Source organism: Advenella kashmirensis WT001 (genome assembly GCF_000219915.2).
GTDB lineage: Bacteria > Pseudomonadota > Gammaproteobacteria > Burkholderiales > Burkholderiaceae_B > Advenella > Advenella kashmirensis.
Map to the genome: position 1 here is coordinate 3,695,610 of NC_017964.1, position 19,278 is coordinate 3,714,887.

Sequence of the window (19,278 nt, forward strand, 5' to 3'; positions counted from 1 at the left end):
CACGCCGGCCGCCATGGCGCCTCGCCTTATATCGAAAAACTGATACTGAAGCCACCCGTGGTGGATGGCGTTTTGAACCCCCGTGGTTTGCTCAATGGCTTGCCAAGGAAGAATTCATATTGCACTTGGCCGAACAGGTTGCCCCGAACGCCAATGACAGATCCCACCAGCGAGTGCCCCAGCAATTGCCTGGCATGCTGGCCGCTGACGTGGCCTGCATCCACACCGGCAAAGACCTCGTGCCTGGCAAGGCCCAGCCGGGACAGCGGAAACGCCAGCTCATTGCGCAGGAACCAGCCCCGGTCTGCCATTAGCACATATTCCCCACTGAAGCCGCGCACGGTATACCGCCCGCCGATGCTGAACTGGTCTTGCGCAATAAGCGGTGTCTTGTTCCACTGGGCCTGCCAGGTGCCGGTGTAGCGAACCGGCTGCTGGCCAATGGAAAACGGCACGGACACATTGGCCGATGCCCGCCAGATACGCGGCCGGGAAGTGCCTTCATCAAACAGCTCTTCCGGCGCCCGGCGCGCGTTGCCCGCGCCCGTACCGCGTCGATAGGACAAGCCCAGATCAAGCGTGGCCGAGCCAAGGTATTCACGATGATTGAACCCTGCTTCCCATCCGGCCATGCGACGTTGCTGGATGGCGATTTCCGTGTCCTCGATAAAATTGCGCGATTGACGCGCCCAGGCTTTGGCGTAGACACTGAATTTCCTTCTGGCATCCCGATAGACTTGCCGACTCAGGGTCAGGTCCAGCCGGCGGCTGCGGCCACTGTAGACGTAGCTTTCATTGATGCCGGCCACAGGCTGGCGGTATGTGAACCTGGACCCATTCACGCTAAAGAGCCAGTAGCCAAACGGAATGGAATAATGCAGCGCACTGTCTTTTGCCTGTCGCGCCCCGCCTGCCGATGAGCCAAGGCTGCGTGTGTGGCTTACGTAAAACAAATCATTCAGCGTTAGCAAATGATCAAGCGAGAGCGCCATGTTTCCCTGATAGCGTCCCGTGCTCTTGCTGCCAGCGTCGTCAAGGGTTACCATCAGGCGAGCCGGCCGGGATTGTTTCCAGTTGATGAGCAGGTCGCTTTGCCCTGGTTCAGATGCAGGAGCGATCTGGATATCAGCCTGAACGGTAGGCAGGCGACGGAAGTTTTCCAGGCCTTGTTCAATATCGCGGAGATTCAGAACATTGCCCTGCCTGATCGGCAAAGCGTTCCAGCGGCGCGCCCGGGTATCCGACGCATCGGTAAAACGAATCTCATGGACACGCCCTGGGATAAGCGACAGCACCAGTTGTCCGGCGCCGATATTCTGGGGCTCGACCATCACACGGCTGGTAATATACCCAGCAGCCATGATTGAGTTCTGCACCTGGCTGGCCAACAACTCAATGCCCTGGGCGCCAAGGCACTGTCCTATGGGCGACGGTAAATGGCCCGGAGCGTTCCCGGGGGCAAGGGCCGCATCCAGCGCCCATGCAAAACGCGCGGCCGAGTCGCCGGTTAACATAACTTCATTGATGGGAAAACACGGTGTCTCGACCGGATAACGGCTGCGATCCGTGGCGGGAATGTCGGGAACAAGAGGAGTAACGTCTGCCGATGGCAGGCGACTTTCAAGAAATTGCTGCTGTTGCTGCTGTCGTTGGATGTGTTGTGCATCCAACAGGTCTGCCCGCAGCGTTTGCGCGCCGGTGCTGGCGCCAGCAAATGCAATGAGCACCGGCACGATGCAGGCCAGCCGCAACCGATAGCGCCTATGGCGTGAACGAGGTAAAGAGAAGAGACGTTCCCGCTTTCTTAGCGGCTGCCAATTATTGAGCTTGTGGATTGACCAATACACCATCGCTGCCTGCAAACATGACTACTATTTGCGGGCATTCTAAGAGTACTGCAGTCAAAAGTAATTTACATGGATCAAAAAATCACGCAGAAACCGGCCACAGGCGTCGGCTGGTGCGTCGGTATATGACCGAAAGTTGTTTGCTCAGATAAGTGCAGCACGTTTGCTTTATATAGGCGGGCATAGAAAATGAAACAACTGCCATCTCAGAGAGCAGACTGTTTTCTGATTTAGTGCTGTTCTGCTCACGACTTGCTGATTTCCTATCAACGGGGCAATTATTGTCGCTCATGCTATTGACTAGCGGGTACTAAAAAACAATATTTTTTCTCTCTGAACTGCATTGCTATATATGGGCAGTCATTCCAATACTCTCTTAAGCAGGCCTGCTCGGGCTGCGCCATTTCGTACATCGTGCATTTTTCGTTTTTGCATGTCGTTGTATAGACTTTCCCGCTCTCGGTGTGACCCGCAGCAACGACTGTTTTATCCTTGGGTAGCGATAACGCTGCAAAAGCGTCAATCATCTTCTGCTGCTGCGCAAGAGTGCCGGAGTCCGGCGGCTGAGATAGCGTCATCTCGCCTGTCAGAAGCATAATCTTGATGTAGTCGTCAAACTGCGCTTTGGAGCAAGAAAGCTGACCATTTTCCGAAACGAGAGCAGCATCGCTTTTTTGTCCCGCCAAAAGCGCTGTGCCCAATAGTACGACAAACAATACAAACATTATTCCGATTGAAATAAAGCGTTGGCTTACTTTCATAATTTAAATCAGTTGAGGTTAATTTGCGCGAGCGACTTCGCGATGTATTTCTTTGCTTTCCTCTGAATAGCAAAAACTACTCGGCAGGCGTAAAGTCTATATTGAAAAACAAAAATGCTGTCGCTTTATTTTCCATCTCTTTCATCGTGCACGTTTCTTCTTTACACGTCGTAGTAAATATCTCTGCCGATGACACATGAACACTTGCAATGACTGTTTTTAAACCATCCGAGCGCTTAGCCAAATAATTTGCAAGAGCCTCCTTCTGTTTGGCCACGCTACCATCATACGACTGGGAAGCGATAGTCACCAATCTTTATCATATTCGACTGATACTCGCGAAACGCAGCCGCAGCCGCAGCCGCAGCCGCAGCCGCAGCCGCAGAGCAGGTTAATTCACCTCATCCTACTTCAGCAGTAGAAATTTCACCTGTCATAACATTGCACTCTTGTATGCCGCCATTCCAATGCTCTTTTAGGCTAATTGAGCCAAGACGGGCTTACTAGCAAGTCGACTTTTTTTGATTTAGTCTATTATTCCCGTAGTGCCCTGGCCGCGCCGCCGTTCTGCCCTGCGGCCAGACGCGCCTCACCGGCCCTTGAAAATAGAGAAAAACTAAATAAAACATCAAGAATCCGCGGAAGGATTCAGCTCTCGTAAACGCTTAGTCACAACTTCCCAGTCATCGTCTTTTATCGTACCATCGATCCAATCCTGAACGTGAGTCTGAAGATCTGCGCTAGGATACATTTTAAATTCGCGCTCCCAATCCTCTCGGTCCGGCAAAATATCGAATGCTGGCAAATGGTCATAATCAAAGTCAAATTTGAATTTACCGTCCTCCTGCACATTGACCACCATGGTGTACCAGGCATCTCCCTGATTTATTTCGGCCATCGAGTTACGGAGTTTTTCTACTAAAAGATAATTTTGTCCACCGACTCCTGACGTACTAATTTCTTCTCCATCTAGAAAAAAAGTAATTTTCCCCTCTATATAGCCATAAATTAATTTTACGATGCATACCCCGGATGTCCATATCCGATCAGGAGCTTTAGCAAAAATATTTTGAGCAATGGAACGATGCAAATTATCCAAGTTTTCATTCATGTAATTAATTTCCATTTGATATCAATATGCACCTTGGTACCTGACTTTATATGGATTTGCGGACTTTCTATGTGTATGGAATTCGGTTTGAGTACGATCTTTGAATCACCGCAGATGAACTGCATCTGCATACCAGCAATATGCGACTCAATTGTGCCCACAGATACCTGGTATGCTAAACCAGTCGTCAGCGCTTTTGCCAGGCCAATTGTTTCGGCCTTAGCCAGTTTAACCGTCTCTGTCTAAATACCACCGATAAAGCTATGCTCATGCCTATCGACATTCTTTTTCCGATCTCTTCCCACCCAATGGGTTTCATCTCGCTCAACCTCAATATCCTGATTGCGCTCGGCATGAATCCATAACTGTTCTTGCCCAGCCTTGTCTTCAAAACGGATCGCATTGGCTGTCTGATAATTGCCATCAGGCGTGGAACGCGAATAAATCCCCATTTGGGTCTCGTTCTCCGGCAGCTTCCACGGCGGCATCATCGCCGCGTTATATACCCGGCCAGTGATAATCGGCGCATCGGGATCCCCGTTCAGGAAGTCAACAATCACTTCATCACCAATCCTTGGCACCTGAATCGCGCCAAAGTTACCACTGGCCCAACTGCTCGAAACCCGGATCCAGCACGAACTGTTCTCGTCTTTCTTATCGTATCGGTCCCAATGAAAGTGCACCTTGACCTGGCCATATTCATTGGTCCAGATCTCCTTGCCCTCAGGGCCCACCACTACAGCCGTCTGTGGTCCCAGGGTACGCGGCTTGCGCGTAATACGCGGCGGCCGGAATGGCAAGGTGGCGCATTGCACGGTCAGATCGAACACACAGCGGCGACCGTTTTGCGCCGCCTCCTCTGGCGAGCTTACTGAATGGTAGTTGTTCTCTTTCAGATCATAGCGGGTGCCTAGCACTACATATTCGCGGTTTTCTTCTGTACGGGGGCAGCGAACCAGATTGAACAGCGAGGCGGTAGCCACGCCCCGCGCGGTGCTGCGCAGCGTCCGGGTATCACGAACGTGGTGCTGCTCTTGCATGCGCTGGCGTGCGTAGCGCTCACCCAGGGGATCATCCCCGTAATTGCCCGGCCATTCATACACTTCCGCTTCATTGTGCGAGTGATCCAGCTTGATCTGCTGGCGTGCCGCCAGGTCTGCGCGGGGTGTGGTGAAGTTGTAATCGTTGGTGGTGTATTGCCCTGGCCTCAGGTCCTGAAACACCGCCACATGTGTCATATAGTCCTGCTGTGGCAGCGTCAGTTTGTCTTCGGTGAAATACGGCACATGTTCGTAGCCGTCTACCGGCTTGTGGCTCTGGATTTCGTCGCTCATGACCAGCGTGTGCTTTCCCTGCTCATGACGAAAGTAATAATGAATGCCTTCGGCCTCCAGCAGCCTGCTCACAAACTGAAAATCAGTTTCGTCATATTGCACGCAATAGACACGTGGCGTGTAACTTTCCACCAGGTCGAATTCAAACGCATAACCATAGGGCGCCAGCACTTGCTTGATGGTCTCTGGCACAGACTGGTTCTGGTAGATGCGAAATTCTTTTTTGTGAGTCGCCAGCCAGAACCAGGGCACCACGCGCGCTTCGTACACAAAATAACGATCCGCCTCGCCTTCCTGGCCTACCAGTGCAAAGCTGGCGATCACACCATTAATGTGCCGGGGAGCTGCCGCCGTTTCGATGGTCAAAGTCAGGGATTTACCCAGCAACGCCCTCACATCCACCTGCATCGAGCGATGCAGCAGGCGTACGGTATAGTCTGAAAGAGTAGATAATCCGTCCGCGCCTTGCATGGCGTCAAACAGAAATTGGGCATTATCAGCCGCAATGGAGACCCTGATCAGCCGGTCAGGGTTGATTATGTTCGATATATTTATATTCGCAGACATCTAGCGTGGCGGGCCTGCGTCGCACCCACCTCTTTTTATGTAGAAATGTTCTTATTTATTTAGAAACAGCCACTTACAGCGAATTATAAATAACCCAGGCAGCCAGCGATATACATTTTTACAAACGCTTTCAAACTTGGGACCCAACGCATTTGCTTGCTCGCTGGCAGGCAATGTTGGCGTTATTACCATCAATGTGGTCAAATCCATACTCACTGACAAGCAACATCCAAAGACAAGACAATGACTTCCTCTTCCAGGCTGGACCGGGCTTACAGCGCCTTTGATGCCGTCAACAGAACCGACCCCAATATTTTCAATTGGCAAGGGAAAGACTGGCCACGTGAGTTGTTCCTGGCCACGAAACTGACCGAGTGGGTCCAAAAACTCGCCCCAAATGCGTCCGACCCCCTGCAACTGGCCGCGCGCTGCCAGCATATCGGTCGCTGGCAGATTCCCCGGCGTGAGTATCCGGAAGGACGTATTGGTTACCTGACCTGGCGCAAGGCCCTGGCCCAGCACCATGCCGACATGGCAGCACGTATGCTAAGTGAATTAGCGTACGATGCTCCAACGATCGAGCGGGTAAAAGCGATTGTTCTCAAACGCGGCATCAAGCAGGATGCCGATGTACAGATCATGGAAAATGCCCTGTGCCTGGTCTTTCTGCAATATCAGTTCGAAGCATTCCGGCTGGACAATGAAGAGAAAATCGTGAGCATTATTCAAAAGTCATTGCTCAAGATGGATGACGCAGGACGCCAGCAGGCACTGACGCTGGATTACAGTCCTGCCGGGCTTGCGGTGATTAACGAGGCGTTGTCGGGGCTGTAGTTAATGAGCTCAGCACCTCTTCATTGTGCTCGCCCAGTACAGGCGGCGGTATAACCTCGGTGCTTCTTTGCCCATCGAACGAAACCGGCGGACGCACAGTATGAAAGTCACCCATAGTCTTGTGTCTGGCAGAAACCAGGATTTGCAGATGCCGGGCCTGCGGGTCTTCCAGCGCCTCGCTGGTGTCGTACATGGGCGCATGCGGCACATCTTCAGACTCCAGGCGGCGGCACCACTCATCGCGTGAGTGCTTCGCGAAGATCCCCCCCAGAATCTGGATCAGTGCTTCCTGATTCTGGATACGTCCGTTACGGTCGGAAAAGCGCGGATCGTCAAAGAGCAAGGGTTGTTCAATCGCTCTTGCCAGACCTTGCCAGAATTTCTCGGGCGAGGACATATGCAGGGCGATCCACTTTTGGTCGGCGCATTTCAAGACATAAGACTGGGATACGCTCGGGCGGCTGTAGGGCCCATGATTTCGCCCGCCGAATAATAATGCGTAAAAGCATCCAGGTTGAAATGGCTCATGGCCTCCAGCATGGACACCTCTACCTTGCGACCCACGCCCGTACTATTGCGCTCATGCAAGGCGCCTAGAATGCCGTATGCGGCGTAGAAACCAGTGATGGAATCGGCCAACGCCGGGCCAACAACACGTGGGTTCTCCGGGTTGATCAGCAGCCCCAGGAAGCCACTGGCTGCTTGCGCTACCGAATCATAGGCAGGCCGTCGTGCTGCCGGGCCGGTTGGTCCGAACCCACTGATTGAGCAGTAGATCAGCCCCGGGTTGATTTTACGCAGCCGCTCTTCACCTACATTTAGCCGTTCGGCCGCGCCCGGCCGAAAGTTCTGAATATATACATCTGCTGTACTAATCAGTTCATCGAAAGTGGCCAGGTCGGCGGCGTCCTTGGTATTGAGTGTGACACTGCGCTTGTTCCGGTTATACGTCTGAAAGTGCGGGCTGTACAGGCCGCCTTTAAAGGCGCGAAACGGATCGCCCGTACCCGGCTGCTCAATCTTGATCACATCCGCCCCCAGGTCTCCCAACAGCATGCCCGCTGCGGGACCCGTAATGAACGTACCTTGCTCCAGTACACGGATGCCATTAAGTACTTTAATCATGATAAAACTCCATCAGGGGGTCTAGGCGTGATCGGGCGTAAAGTTGTCGGGCAACTCACCGTCGTAGACGTAATTGCGTGTCGCCTGATACGACAAGGCAAAGCCGATGGGTTTTTGGAACTCCTCTGTCAGATGGCCGATAAGACCCGCCGTACGTGCAAGAATCGGCACGCCTCGCAAGGCAGTCATGGGGAAACCTACGCCCAGCAATACGGCCGGAATGGCCGCAGATACATTGAGCATAAGGCTCTTGCCGACAACCTCTGGAATCACTTTTTCCACCGCATCAGCAATGTGCACATAAGTCATATCCGCCCCGGCGCGCTCGGCGACCGCAAACAGCGCGGTCACGCGCGGATCACGCGCTTTATGCAGGGGGTGCCCGTAACCGGGTATCGCGCGTCTGGCGGCACAGTACTCGCCCACCACCTGCCTGGCTGCTTTGTCATAGTCTTGGCCATCGCCGGCACGTACACGAATCTCCTCAAGAAAAATGCCGCTGGTTTCGGAAGCTCCCAGAATGACCGAACCGCAACCCAGGATTCCTGCCGCGACCGCACCCTGCAAGGCATCGGGTGCGGCAGCCAGTGTCATACGACTGGCTTGCACGCTAGGGACCAGGCCGTGTTCCGCAATGGCCACCAATGTGGCATTTAATACCGCTGTTGCTGCCGGGGTAGGTGGTTGCCCTGTCACCAGCAAGTGAAAATAGTCTGTGAAAGACATATTGCCGATCAGTTCGACCGCAAGATCTTTGCCTCTAACGACAATGGTCTCGCTGTTAGATGTACAGATGGCTGAGTGAGGAATGGTTTCTTTACCGATTTTCATAACGTTCCAATGAGAAGCATCTACACGGTTACGCATGCAGGTACGCACCTATAACCGGATAAATGCATTGAATAAATTAGAGCTTGTTGAAAAAAATCATCGTGATCGAAGGCTCGAATACAGAGCGGCTTATGTAGGCCGCCGCCCTTCAAATGCAGCCTGAAGCAACGTGCGTATGCCATGATGTTCTATAGGACGGGGGTTCCAATACGGTGTGGCAATTGCGATATCGGCCGCCCTGTCCAGATCACTCTCACGCATCCCGATGTCTTGCAATGCCATTGGCGCGCCAAGCGACTGGGCCAGATCGTACAAGGCACGGGCAGCGGGAACCGTTTCCTGACCAAGGGCGCGGGCTATACGTTGCATGGCCTCTGGTGCAGCACTCGCGTTGTAGGCCATCGCATGCGGCAGGATAATGGAGTGGGTCTGGGCATGCGGCAGATCAAAGCTGCCGGCCACGGTATGGCAAAGCTTGTGATGCAAAGCCATGCCCGCACCGGCAAGCACCATGCCACAAAGCCAGGCGCCGTACAGGCATGCAGACCGCGCGGCAAGCGAGTTGGCGTTCTGACCGAGTTGACGCAAACCGTTAGCCATGGCGCGTACGCCCTCTTCTGCCATTAGTGCCAGCACCGGATTTCCCTCTTGGGCATACAGTCCTTCTGCGGCATGTGCAATGGCATTCATGCCGCTCACGACAGAAATATCAAAAGGCAACTTCAAAGTAAGCGATGGATCGTAGATGACGGTGCGTGGTAATGCGCGCGCATCTTTACCGGTTTTCTTTAAACCATCCTCGGTGATGCCATAAATGCTTGTCATCTCCGACCCCGAATAGGTGCTAGGCACTGCCAGTATGGGCAGGCCACTTTCAATAGCCAATGCCTTGGCCAGTCCTATGGTAGAACCGCCACCCAGTGCCACAATACAATCGGCCCTCTCCCTGCGCACGGCCTCCTGTGCATTGCGTATTGTGGCAACGGGCACATGCATGACTGCCTGGTCATAGATACCGACGCCGCGCTCGGCAAGCGCATCCACAGCCTGCTGCGCCAGCGCACGCTGACGCGGAGTGCAGAGCACCAGTACTTTGCGAACACCAAGCAGACCGGCCTCATCTTTCAGCGTGCTCCAGGCATCCGTACCAAATACCACTCGTACCGGATGTGCGGTATATATGAACGTTTGCATCACTTCAGTTGACCTTTGCACCGGATTTTTTCACCAGGTCAGCCCACTTGTCTATTTCAGCCGCTTCAAACCTGGCCAGATCCCGGGTTGACTCTCCGCCTGGCTCAACGCCCTGTGTCTTGAGCTTTGCCGCCAGATCGGGATCAGCCAGCGCTACGTCAGCGGCCTTTTTCAGCTTGGCCATGACCGGCGCTGGCGTACCTGCCGGAGCGTACATCATGAACCACGCTACCAGATCGAACTCGCTTTTGGTCTGCTCTGCAATACTGGCTACATCAGGGGCTGCGCTACTGCGTTGGCTGCTGGACACGCCGATAGCGCGCAGCTTGCCTGCCTTCACATGTGACAATACCGCGGCGGGATGGTAGAACATGAACTGCACTTGCCCGGACATCACATCCTGCAAAGCCATGCTCCCTTCCTTGTAGGGTACGTGCAGCATCGTGCCGCTCAACCGGTCTTTCAGCAGTTCGCCGGCAAGATGCCCCGACGTGCCACTGCCCGCAGAAGAAAACGTCACTCCGGGCGGCGTTGCCGCTGCCTTTCCCAGATCTTCGACCGAGTGATACGGAGATTTGCCACCCACCACCAGAATGGTAGGGGTTTGTCCAACAAAAGCGATGGGCTCGAAATCTTTCTCGGGATCGTAGCCACGCTTTGAGTACAGTTCTTTGTTAATCGCATGTGTGCCGACCGTACCCATGACGATCGTATAGCCATCGGGCGCGCTTCGGCTCACCTGCGCGGTCCCGATCGTTCCGCCCGCACCGGCCTTGTTCTCGATAATGATCGACTGCCCCAGTGCTTTGGACATTCTGTCGGAAACCAGCCTGGCAATCGTGTCGGTCGTTGTGCCCGGGCCAAATGGCACGACCATGCGTACCGCTTTGGAGGGATATTCCTCGGACTGGGCCGTGCCCGCCACACATAACAATGGCACACAAACCAGTGTGGCAAGCAGGCGTCGCGCTGCGCGACTATCTCGCGCATTTTTAAGAGCATTTATCATTGTCTCGTCCTGTGTAGTGCTTTTCGCACTGTATTGATTATTGGTATATGACTTATTGCACGATCAAGTCTAGCTGACCTGATGAAAAGATAGAAATGATTGTTTTCGTCTGATATGATCGATGCTATCGATAGATAGAATACCTATGGAACTCAGACACTTACGATATTTCATCGCCCTGGCAAGCTCGCTGAACTTCACGCGTGCGGCTGAACGCGTCCATGTGACCCAGTCCACGCTGTCGCACCAGATTCGCCAGTTGGAGGAAGAAATTGGCCAGCATTTGTTCGATCGCAGTAGCAAGCGGGTGGTGCTGACCGAAGCTGGTGAATCGTTCCTGATCTACGCTGCCCGCGCCCTGACTGTCATTGATCAGGGCCTGAGTGAATTAAAGCAAACGGTCGCCCCCATGACCGGTACGGTGCGTATAGGCACAACACATACGTTCAACCTGGGGTTCCTGCCAGACTGCATTGCCCTGTTTCTGAAGCACAATCCGACGGTCAAGATCGTCATTGAGGAATTATCAGGGGACGCCATCACGGATGGCCTGAAGGCAGAGCAACTGGATGTCGGCATCGGCTATCGCCCCGAACAGCAACAGGAGATACGCTTTGAACCACTGTTTAATGAAGAGCTGGCCCTGATCGTGGCCACGACGCATCCGCTGGCCAAGCGCAAACGCTTGCGTATTGCCGAGCTGCATCGAGAGTCACTGGTTTTATTACCATCAAGCTTTTCAACGCGCCGCCTGCTTGATGAGTGTTTCAACGCCGCTGGCGCCCAACCCAATATTGTTGCCGAAATGAATACGATCCCGGCCATGCTGGGCCTGGTGATGCGTGACAACGTCGGCTTTATCGCCGCGCCTAGCGCTGTGGCGGAACATAATAAGCCCCTGCGCGTCATTCCGCTTGAGGGGCCGACACCAATCCGTACCCATGGACTGCTGTTTATGGACAGGCACGTTCAAACGCCAGCCAGCATGGCCCTGATCTCCCTGATCCGCAAGCAGACCAAGGCCAAAGCCAGCGAACTGGGGGCCACGCCCGCGTAGCAGCTGTGGGGCTTTAGCGCTCAATGTCAGACATTCGGTCTATCGCCACTGGCATGCAAAGCGGCGATGAAAAAGACGCAAGCGAAGTGCTTGATCGCCTTGAGGCTAAGTACAGGAATCAATCAAGCCTCTGATCTTCAAATGCAGAACGTCCGTTTCTCGCCGGCAACTTACTCTTGAATCATCGGAATAATCGGCACAACCCCCCTGTGTATATAATCGCCCGTACTGTCTATGGCAACCGTCGCCGGAAAGTCGCGGACTTCAAACTCATAAATGGCTTCCATGCCAAGGTCCTCGAAAGCGACAACACGAGAACGTGTAATGGTTTTGGCGATCAGGTATGCCGCGCCACCGACAGCGCTCAAATAAGCAGTGCCAGTCTTTTTGATCACATCAATGGCCTGCCTGCTACGTTCGGCCTTGCCAATTGAAATGAGCAGCCCGGCCTTGTCGATGAAGTCTTCCAGATAAGCATCCATGCGATTGGACGTCGTCGGGCCGGCCGGTCCCACCACTTCATCGCCGGTGGCATCTACCGGGCCTACGTAGTAAACAGCCCGCCCGCTCAATGACACAGGTAGGGGCTGATTGTGAAGCAACATATTCGCAATGCGTTTATGCGCCGCATCGCGCGCAGTAAGCAACTTCCCGGACAGTAGCAGCATATCTCCTGCCCTCCAGCTTCTCACCTCTTCTTTGGTCAGCGTATCCAGATTGACTGCAATAGATTCGCCCACATTGACCGTATCCGGAATATCGTCCCAAAGGCTTTTGTCATGAACCGGCAGGCACGCAGCCCCGCTTCCATCCAATTCAAATGTCATATAGCGAGTGGCGGCGCAATTGGGAACAATGGCAACGGGAAGCATGGCGGCATGGCACGGTGCATGGCGCAGTTTGATGTCCAGCACGGTAGACTTGCCGCCAAGGCCCTGGGCACCAATATTCAGTTCGTTATTGATACGCTCGTACAGCGAGAGCCGCAAGCGTTCGTAATCATCAAGCGTGCTTTTGTGCTTCAGTTGCTGAATATCAATGGGCTGATGCAGCGACTCCTTGGCCATTTGCATTGCCTGCTCCGGACTGCCACCCAGACCAATGCCCAGTACGCCGGGCGGACACCAGCCCGCGCCCAGTGTCGGCATTTGTTCCAGTACCCAGTCCTCTACGGATTCGTTCGGGTTCAACATGGCAAACCGGGCCTTGACGTCGCCCCGCCCCCCTTGGCGCTCACGGTCACGCGCAAGGCGTCGCCCCGGCACATGGTGATATGCAGCACCGCCGGCGCGTTATTGCCCGTATTTTTGCGCGCACCCAGCGGTTCGCCCACCGTGGTCGCCCGCAATGGATTGTCTGGGTGAGTGTAGGCTGCAATAACGGCGTTGTCGGCCACTTCCTGCAATGACGGCATGGGCTGCGCGTCGGATGAAAAACGCACATCCATGCCGATTTGCAGGAACACATGTGCAATACCCGTGTCCTGGCAGATCGGCCGCCCGGCCGACGCACTCAGCTTGCTATTGATCAGAATTTGCAAAATGGCGTTTTTGGCATAGCGGTTGTCTTCTTCAATATAGGCCTGCTTCAGGGCGCGAACGTAGTCAGGCGGATGGTGATGACTGACATATTGCAAGGCACTGGCAATGCTTTTTTCCAGATCTTCCAGGCGTATGGTTTTCATGTGTCACTGAGGCTCAATGCCGGCTTGCTTGATTACGTCTGCCCATTTGCCGATTTCCGACTGGGTGAACTTCTGGAAAGCATCCGGCGCGTAATTTTCCTCTGGCAACAGGAAGATTCCCTGTTGTTCCATTTTGTCGGTGAAGGCCTTGTTCTGCATGACCTTCTGATAGGCCTTATAAGTGGTATCGATCATGGCGCGCGGGGTGCCTTTTGGTGCATAAATGCCATACCAGGTAGACGCTTCAAGACCCGGCATCGTGCCTGAAATCGTGGGCACATTTGGAAACTGCGGCATAGTCCGCGATGATGTGAGGGCCAGTGCCCGGATCCTGTCGCCTTTGGTCTGAGGCAAGGCGGTATTGGTTTGATCGAACATGGCGTCCACCTGCCCACCCATTACATCGTTCAGCGCCGGCCCTGCTCCCTTGTACGAAATCTGCATGATTTTGATATTTGCCTTGGCAGCAAACAATTCTGCCACCAGGTGAGAACTGGAGCCTACACCGGCATTGCCAAAATTGATCTTGCCCGGGTTTGCCTTGGCAAACGCAATCATCTCGCCCACCGTCTTGTATTTTGAACCCGCGCCAACCAGCAACACCAGCGGCGTATCGGGAAAGCGAAAGACCGCATCAAAATCCTTGATCGGATCATACTTCATTGTCTTGTACAGCGATGGGGCGGCCGCCATATACCCGAAATGCCCTACCAAAAAGGTATAACCGTCCGGCTTGGCGTTCGAGGCCTTCGCTGCACCAATTTGCCCGCCGGCACCACCGACGTTCTCAACCACGATGGGCTGCTTCAGTTCCTTTGATACTTCAGCGGCAACCATGCGCGCCATGCCATCGGTCGGGCCGCCTGCGGCAAAGGGGACAATCCACGTTACTGGCCGCTCCGGATAGGACTGGGCAAAAGAGGGATTGGCGCAAATCAATGCTGCCACACTTGTGATTAATAGATGGGTTGTTTTCATAAAGGGTTCCTTGGGGGCGTTCAGATACGTGCTGATGCGTTCAGGGCACGGGCGACCATTTCCGGTGCCTGGCCCAGGTAATTAGCGGGATTGGTCAATGCCTGGATTTGCTCTTCAGACAAGTGTTGCGTGACGGCCGGTGTTTGCATGAGTACGTCGGCCAGCGTCTGGCTGCCGCTATTGACCTTACGGCAGGCGTCGTAGACCACCTCATGCGCCTGGTGTTTTCCTACATGGGCAGCCAGGGCCATCATGACTGACTCGGCCACGATCAGGCCTTTGGAAATACCCAGATTCTTCTGCATTTGCGCCGCATCCACTTCCAAGCCGCCCAGCGCGAAACGGGCCTGGGCAAGCGCGCTTGCTGTGAGCAAAAAGCTCTCAGGAATGGCGATCCACTCTGCATGCCAGGGCCCGGTAGCCCGTTCAAAATCCTGGACCATGGCATCGAGCATCAGCCCGGCATGCTGTCGCACACCCTTGGCGCAGGCCAGCATAATTTCACTTGAAATCGGGTTTCTTTTCTGCGGCATGGTGCTGCTTGCCCGCGTCCTTTAACGAAGGGTTCATACACCTCGGCATATTCGGTGGAGGCCATCAACATGATGTCCAGGGCGATCTTGGCCAGGGAACCGGTGACCAGGGCTAGAAAATTAAGCGCTTCTGCAAAATTGTCTCGTGCCACATGCCAGGTTGTTACCGGAATGCCCAGGCCAAGCTCCCGCATCATCTCAGCCTGTACCTCCAGACCCATGTCGCCGAGCGAAGCAAGGGTACCGGCAGCCCCGGCAAGCTGGCCAACCTCTACACGCGGCTTGAGTTCCTGCAAACGCTGCTCGTGCCGGTCAAACATGCCTAGCCAGATCGCACACTTATAGCCGAACGTAATGGGAAGCGCCTGTTGCAGGTGCGTGCGTCCTGCCATCGGGGTATCTTTGTAAGTGCGAGCCAGCTCTTGCAGGATCTTTCTGAGCGCGCGAATATCCGCCTCCACCAAAGCCAGCGCCTCTTTGATCTGCAGCGCATTAGCGGTATCCATAATGTCCTGGGTGGTCGCTCCCCAGTGGATGTACTTGCCCGCTTCTTCGCATTGTTCTGCAAGCTGGGTCACCAGCGGCAGTATGGGATAGCCCACATTTTCCGTTTCTTGTTTAAGGCGTTCGAAATCGAGTTGCTCAAACTTTACTCGGCTTTCGATTTCGGCCGCGGCGGTTGCCGGAATCACATTCAGGCGCGATTGTGCCTTAGCCAGGGCTATTTCAACCGCAATGTACTTGCGGATAAGGCTGGCATCCGAAAATACATTGCGCATGGCCGGCGTACCAAACGTATCGCGAAACAGCAGGGAGTCAAAAACAGTGGACGCAGAGCTATGCAGCATGAGGTTTATTTCCATTATGTACGAACATATTAATATAATATATTATGTACGTACATATTAAATATCGGTAATAACCCTCATCTGGTGAATTGCCCGTATAATTTCGAGTATGAAAAAGCTGACTAAATACAATGAAATTGCGCTGAGCCTGAAAGACGACATTGCCTCCGGAAAATACGGCATTGGCAGTCTGTTGCCGACGGAATTCGAGTTATCCGCCATGTACAGCGCAAGCCGGCAAACTATCAGATCGGCCATTGCGGAACTGGCTCGCCAGGGATTTGTCAGTCGCACCAAAAAACTGGGCACACGCGTAGAATCTGCGCTGCCGCAAAACATGTACCTGCACCGGCTCGATTCCATCAACGATCTGGTGCAGTTTAGCAATGAGAATAAAAAAGTGGTGCAGGCAATAGAACAGATTGTGCTGGACAAACAGCTGGCCGCAACGCTGGGACTGGAGCCGGGGCTGCATGCATTGAAAATATCCACAATGCGCTATGGCAAGGCCGCAGACAAATTGCCGATTGGCTGGACCGATATTTATGTTGTGTTGGCTGGTCTTGACCTGGCATTACTGGCCGACAGGGTCAAAGCAAAGCCGGATGTGTTGGTCAGCGCGATACTGGAGGAAGAATTCAACGTGACGCTCAAGGCCGTTAGTCAGGAGATTGATTCGATCCTTTTGCCAGCAGAGCTGGAGGACGTGCTGCAAGCCCCCTCTCCTGCCCCGGCCCTGAAAGTGATCAGACGGTATATTGACGATAACGATGAAGTGGTGGAAATCAGCATGACTTTGCATCCTAGCGGCAGGTTTTCATTGCTGCTGGATGCAAAGCGGGAGATGTAGGGGCTGCGTTCATCAGCCCGGTAACCACACTGCCTATGCGCACTCCGACTGCAATGCGCCGGCCACTTTCACGGTTTTCCGCCCAACCTTTTCTTTCACCACTAACGGCACGACACTCAGCACGCCAATCACCGCCAGCGCCGCGCCTACCCACAGCGGCGCGCGCATGCCAAAGTCCAGGCTGATGCCCAAGCCACCCAGCGCGGAGCCCGCAAACAAGCCGATATTAATCACAGACGCATGTACGGTATTCACAAGTGGGCTTGCGTTCGCCGTCTTGATCACGCGTGCCACCATGGCCGGGTTCAGCGCAACGCCGGTCAGCCCGATCAATATCAAGGCGCCCAGGGCCACAGGCTGCAATTGTCCGAAAATTGCGAATGCAATCAAAGCCGCCGTCAGGATAATCTGGCCCCAGAACAAAACCTGCATGGTATGACGGTCGGCCAGCCGCCCCACAATGAAATTACCAATGACCGTTGCAGCGCCATAAAGCATGAGCAACAAGGGAATGGTTGAAGCGTCGTAGCCGCTCACATTAAGCAGGATCGGTGAAAAATAGCTGAATGCAGCAAAGGTCGCGCCGATGATCAAGGCGCTGGTGCCATAGGCGGCCCACAAGCGGCCGTTTTTCAGTGAAACCAATTCTGCCAACGCACTGGTGCGCTGTTCAATCCGCGAGGCCGGCAGCGTAAAGGCAAGCAGGATACCCGATGCTGCCGTCATTGCGGCCACCAGCCAGAATACGAAGCGCCAGCCGAACGCCTGTTCCAGCGCAGTGGCTGCAGGCACGCCGAACACCGTTGCAAACATCAGGCCACTGATCACGATGGCGGCCGAGCGGGCCACCTTGCCGGGCGCAACCATTTGGGCGCAAATGGCCAGCGCCAGCCCGAAACAGGCCGATGCAGCAACGCCGCACAATATGCGTCCCGCGACCATGATTTCATATGTGGTTGCCGCTGCGGCCACCGACTGTCCAATCGTATAGACGCCGATAAGTACAAGCAATGCACGCTTGCGCGGCACGTTCAGCAGGGCCAGCATCAAGACAGGCCCGCCAATGACCATGCCAGCCGCGTAATAGGAAATCAGATAGCCCACCTCGGGCACCGAAACATTCAGCGCCTGGGCAAGCGATGGCATCATGCCTGCCACCATGAACTCGGAGGTGGTCAGGGCAAAAACAGCGAGCGCCAGGAAGTAGACAATCACAGGCATGGTTTGTTGCTCTTGACTCTTAGACATTTGCGCCGCCATCAATCAACAAGCTGGCGCCGGTAATGGAGCGTGCCGCATCGCTGGCCAGATACACGGCCATGGCGGCAATCTCTTGCGGCTTGTTGAAACTGGCAATGGCGCGCAGGCTGCGTTGCCCGTCGGCATGCGGGCCGCTGGCCGGATTCATGTCGGTATCCGTCGAACCCGGCTGAATAATGTTAACTGTGATACCTCGCGGCCCCAGGTCGCGCGCAGCGCCTTTGGTCAGCCCCCACACCGCTGCCTTGCTCATGGCGTATAGCGACATATCCGGGCTGGGAACCCGTTCGGCCAGACTGCTGCCGATATTGATAATGCGTCCGCCCTCGGTCATCACTTGCGCAGCGCGCTGGATGGCAGCAAAGACGGCACGGGCATTCACGCCCATCTGGCGCTCGTAATCATCCATCGTGAATTCGCCGGTTGGCTTCAATTCAAAGATTCCCGCGTTATTTACCAGAATATCCAGCTTGCCAAAATGATCAAAGGCCCTGGAAACGGCCTCTTGCACTGCGATGGGATCCAGACTGTCCACCTGCAACGCCAGCGTTGCGCCCGCGGCTGGCGACGCCTGGCCCGATGTGTTTTTCAGTGCATCAACCTCGGCAACCAATTTTTGCGCCGCCTCGCCCGAACTTGAGTAGGTGAAGGCAACATTGGCACCCTCCCTTGCCAGATGACGCACAATGGCTGCGCCAATACCACGAGAGCCGCCGGTCACCAGCGCTGTTTTTCCTGTAAGCTGCAACATATCGATTTCCTTTTTTAGTGATCGTTATATAATCGTAATTTGAAGAGATGCATGCCGTCAACTTATTTTTTAGTAATCGTTATATAATTTAATTATGGTAACCAGAGGCCGACCCCGCACTTTTGACAGAGATGCTGTCCTGCGCGCCGCCATGCAGCTGTTTCAGGCTCATGGCTACGAAGGCACCTCCATGGCCGACCTGACGGCGGCCATGGGTATTCCTGCGCCCAGTCTGTACAACGCTTTCGGAAACAAGGAAGGGTTATTCAAGGAAACGGTGGAGTACTATGTCACGCATGACGGCAGCGCGACCGCCCGTGCCCTGCGCGAACAGCCAACAGCACGCAAGGCCATTGAAATCATGCTGCGCGAAGCGCTGGGGCCAATTGCAAACAAGACTAAAACCCACGGCTGCCTGGTGGTGCTGGGCGCCACCAATTGCGCTGAGGAACACCGTGAGATTGATGATTTTCTGAAGGGACTGCGCCAGGCAACTACGAAGCCATTCACCAGCGTTTACGCAAGGCCCAGGCAGAAAAGGAAATACCTGACACCGTAGACACCGCTGCACTGGCAAGTTTCTACGCAACGCTGATGAATGGCTTTGCCATCCAGATACGGGATGGCGTGCCGCGTGCGGTACTGGAAAAAGTAGTGGAAACGGCCATGGCGGCCTGGCCGGACCGGGCGGACTGAATATCCAT

General features: G+C 54.4%; 15 protein-coding genes and 3 pseudogenes. 4 read left to right on the forward strand and 14 right to left on the reverse strand.

The window, feature by feature from the left end:
- Positions 1–26: 26 nt before the first annotated feature.
- From TKWG_RS17320 to TKWG_RS17340, 5 genes are all read right to left on the reverse strand, one after another.
- Positions 27–1,733, reverse strand: a complete 1,707-nt coding sequence (locus TKWG_RS17320; protein ID WP_238534227.1) for a ShlB/FhaC/HecB family hemolysin secretion/activation protein — start codon at positions 1,731–1,733, stop codon at positions 27–29.
- Between the two features lie 407 nt (positions 1,734–2,140).
- Positions 2,141–2,608 (reverse strand): hypothetical protein, encoded by a 468-nt coding sequence (locus TKWG_RS17325; RefSeq protein ID WP_014752078.1) that lies wholly within the window; start codon positions 2,606–2,608, stop codon positions 2,141–2,143.
- Between the two features lie 76 nt (positions 2,609–2,684).
- Complete coding sequence (locus TKWG_RS17330; protein ID WP_014752079.1) at positions 2,685–2,918, reverse strand: hypothetical protein; 234 nt, start codon at positions 2,916–2,918, stop codon at positions 2,685–2,687.
- A 318-nt stretch (positions 2,919–3,236) separates the two neighbouring features.
- The gene (locus TKWG_RS17335; RefSeq protein ID WP_014752080.1) at positions 3,237–3,719 is read right to left on the reverse strand and encodes an immunity protein YezG family protein; all 483 of its coding nucleotides are present in this window, start codon (positions 3,717–3,719) and stop codon (positions 3,237–3,239) included.
- Between the two features lie 242 nt (positions 3,720–3,961).
- Positions 3,962–5,620 carry a type VI secretion system Vgr family protein gene (locus tag TKWG_RS17340; protein WP_014752081.1) on the reverse strand — a complete coding sequence of 553 codons (1,659 nt, stop codon included), beginning with the start codon at positions 5,618–5,620 and terminating at the stop codon, positions 3,962–3,964.
- Between the two features lie 243 nt (positions 5,621–5,863).
- Between TKWG_RS17340 and TKWG_RS17345 the strand changes: the two genes are divergently transcribed.
- A complete protein-coding gene (locus tag TKWG_RS17345; RefSeq protein ID WP_014752082.1) occupies positions 5,864–6,454 on the forward strand; it encodes a DUF4202 domain-containing protein in 591 nt (196 codons plus the stop codon).
- Here the strand turns inward: TKWG_RS17345 and TKWG_RS17350 are convergent.
- The 4 genes and pseudogenes from TKWG_RS17350 to TKWG_RS17365 form a co-directional block, all read right to left on the reverse strand.
- Positions 6,429–7,579 (reverse strand): annotated as a pseudogene (locus TKWG_RS17350) (CaiB/BaiF CoA transferase family protein). The gene TKWG_RS17345 and the pseudogene TKWG_RS17350 overlap by 26 nt on opposite strands.
- 21 nt (positions 7,580–7,600) lie before the next feature.
- Positions 7,601–8,410, reverse strand: coding sequence for a citryl-CoA lyase (locus tag TKWG_RS17355; RefSeq protein ID WP_014752083.1), 810 nt, complete (start codon positions 8,408–8,410; stop codon positions 7,601–7,603).
- A gap of 129 nt (positions 8,411–8,539) precedes the next feature.
- Positions 8,540–9,604, reverse strand: a complete 1,065-nt coding sequence (locus tag TKWG_RS17360; protein WP_014752084.1) for a maleylacetate reductase — start codon at positions 9,602–9,604, stop codon at positions 8,540–8,542.
- Between the two features lie 4 nt (positions 9,605–9,608).
- The gene (locus TKWG_RS17365; RefSeq protein ID WP_014752085.1) at positions 9,609–10,613 is read right to left on the reverse strand and encodes a Bug family tripartite tricarboxylate transporter substrate binding protein; all 1,005 of its coding nucleotides are present in this window, start codon (positions 10,611–10,613) and stop codon (positions 9,609–9,611) included.
- Positions 10,614–10,758: 145 nt separating this feature from the next.
- On the opposite strand from TKWG_RS17365, the gene TKWG_RS17370 reads away from it, so the two are divergent.
- Positions 10,759–11,670, forward strand: coding sequence for a LysR substrate-binding domain-containing protein (locus TKWG_RS17370; protein ID WP_014752086.1), 912 nt, complete (start codon positions 10,759–10,761; stop codon positions 11,668–11,670).
- A 170-nt stretch (positions 11,671–11,840) separates the two neighbouring features.
- Here TKWG_RS17370 and TKWG_RS17375 read toward each other — a convergent pair.
- From TKWG_RS17375 to purB, 3 genes and pseudogenes are all read right to left on the reverse strand, one after another.
- Positions 11,841–13,354: pseudogene (locus TKWG_RS17375) on the reverse strand (fumarate hydratase).
- Between the two features lie 3 nt (positions 13,355–13,357).
- Entirely contained in the window at positions 13,358–14,332 is a 975-nt protein-coding gene (locus TKWG_RS17380) for a Bug family tripartite tricarboxylate transporter substrate binding protein (protein ID WP_014752089.1), read from the reverse strand.
- Between the two features lie 20 nt (positions 14,333–14,352).
- Positions 14,353–15,713 (reverse strand): annotated as a pseudogene (gene purB, locus TKWG_RS17385) (adenylosuccinate lyase).
- Positions 15,714–15,822: 109 nt separating this feature from the next.
- On the opposite strand from purB, the gene TKWG_RS17390 reads away from it, so the two are divergent.
- A complete protein-coding gene (locus TKWG_RS17390) occupies positions 15,823–16,563 on the forward strand; it encodes a GntR family transcriptional regulator (protein ID WP_014752090.1) in 741 nt (246 codons plus the stop codon).
- Between the two features lie 33 nt (positions 16,564–16,596).
- On the opposite strand, the gene TKWG_RS17395 is transcribed toward TKWG_RS17390, so the two are convergent.
- Together TKWG_RS17395 and TKWG_RS17400 are read right to left on the reverse strand one after the other, a co-directional pair.
- On the reverse strand, positions 16,597–17,811 hold the full coding sequence (locus tag TKWG_RS17395; protein WP_238534228.1) for an MFS transporter: 1,215 nt from the start codon (positions 17,809–17,811) through the stop codon (positions 16,597–16,599).
- Positions 17,804–18,574, reverse strand: coding sequence for an SDR family NAD(P)-dependent oxidoreductase (locus TKWG_RS17400; protein ID WP_014752092.1), 771 nt, complete (start codon positions 18,572–18,574; stop codon positions 17,804–17,806). The genes TKWG_RS17395 and TKWG_RS17400 overlap by 8 nt, the downstream gene beginning before the upstream one ends.
- A gap of 151 nt (positions 18,575–18,725) precedes the next feature.
- Between TKWG_RS17400 and TKWG_RS17405 the strand changes: the two genes are divergently transcribed.
- A complete protein-coding gene (locus tag TKWG_RS17405; protein ID WP_202947734.1) occupies positions 18,726–19,133 on the forward strand; it encodes a TetR/AcrR family transcriptional regulator in 408 nt (135 codons plus the stop codon).
- The last annotated feature ends 145 nt before the right edge of the window (positions 19,134–19,278 follow it).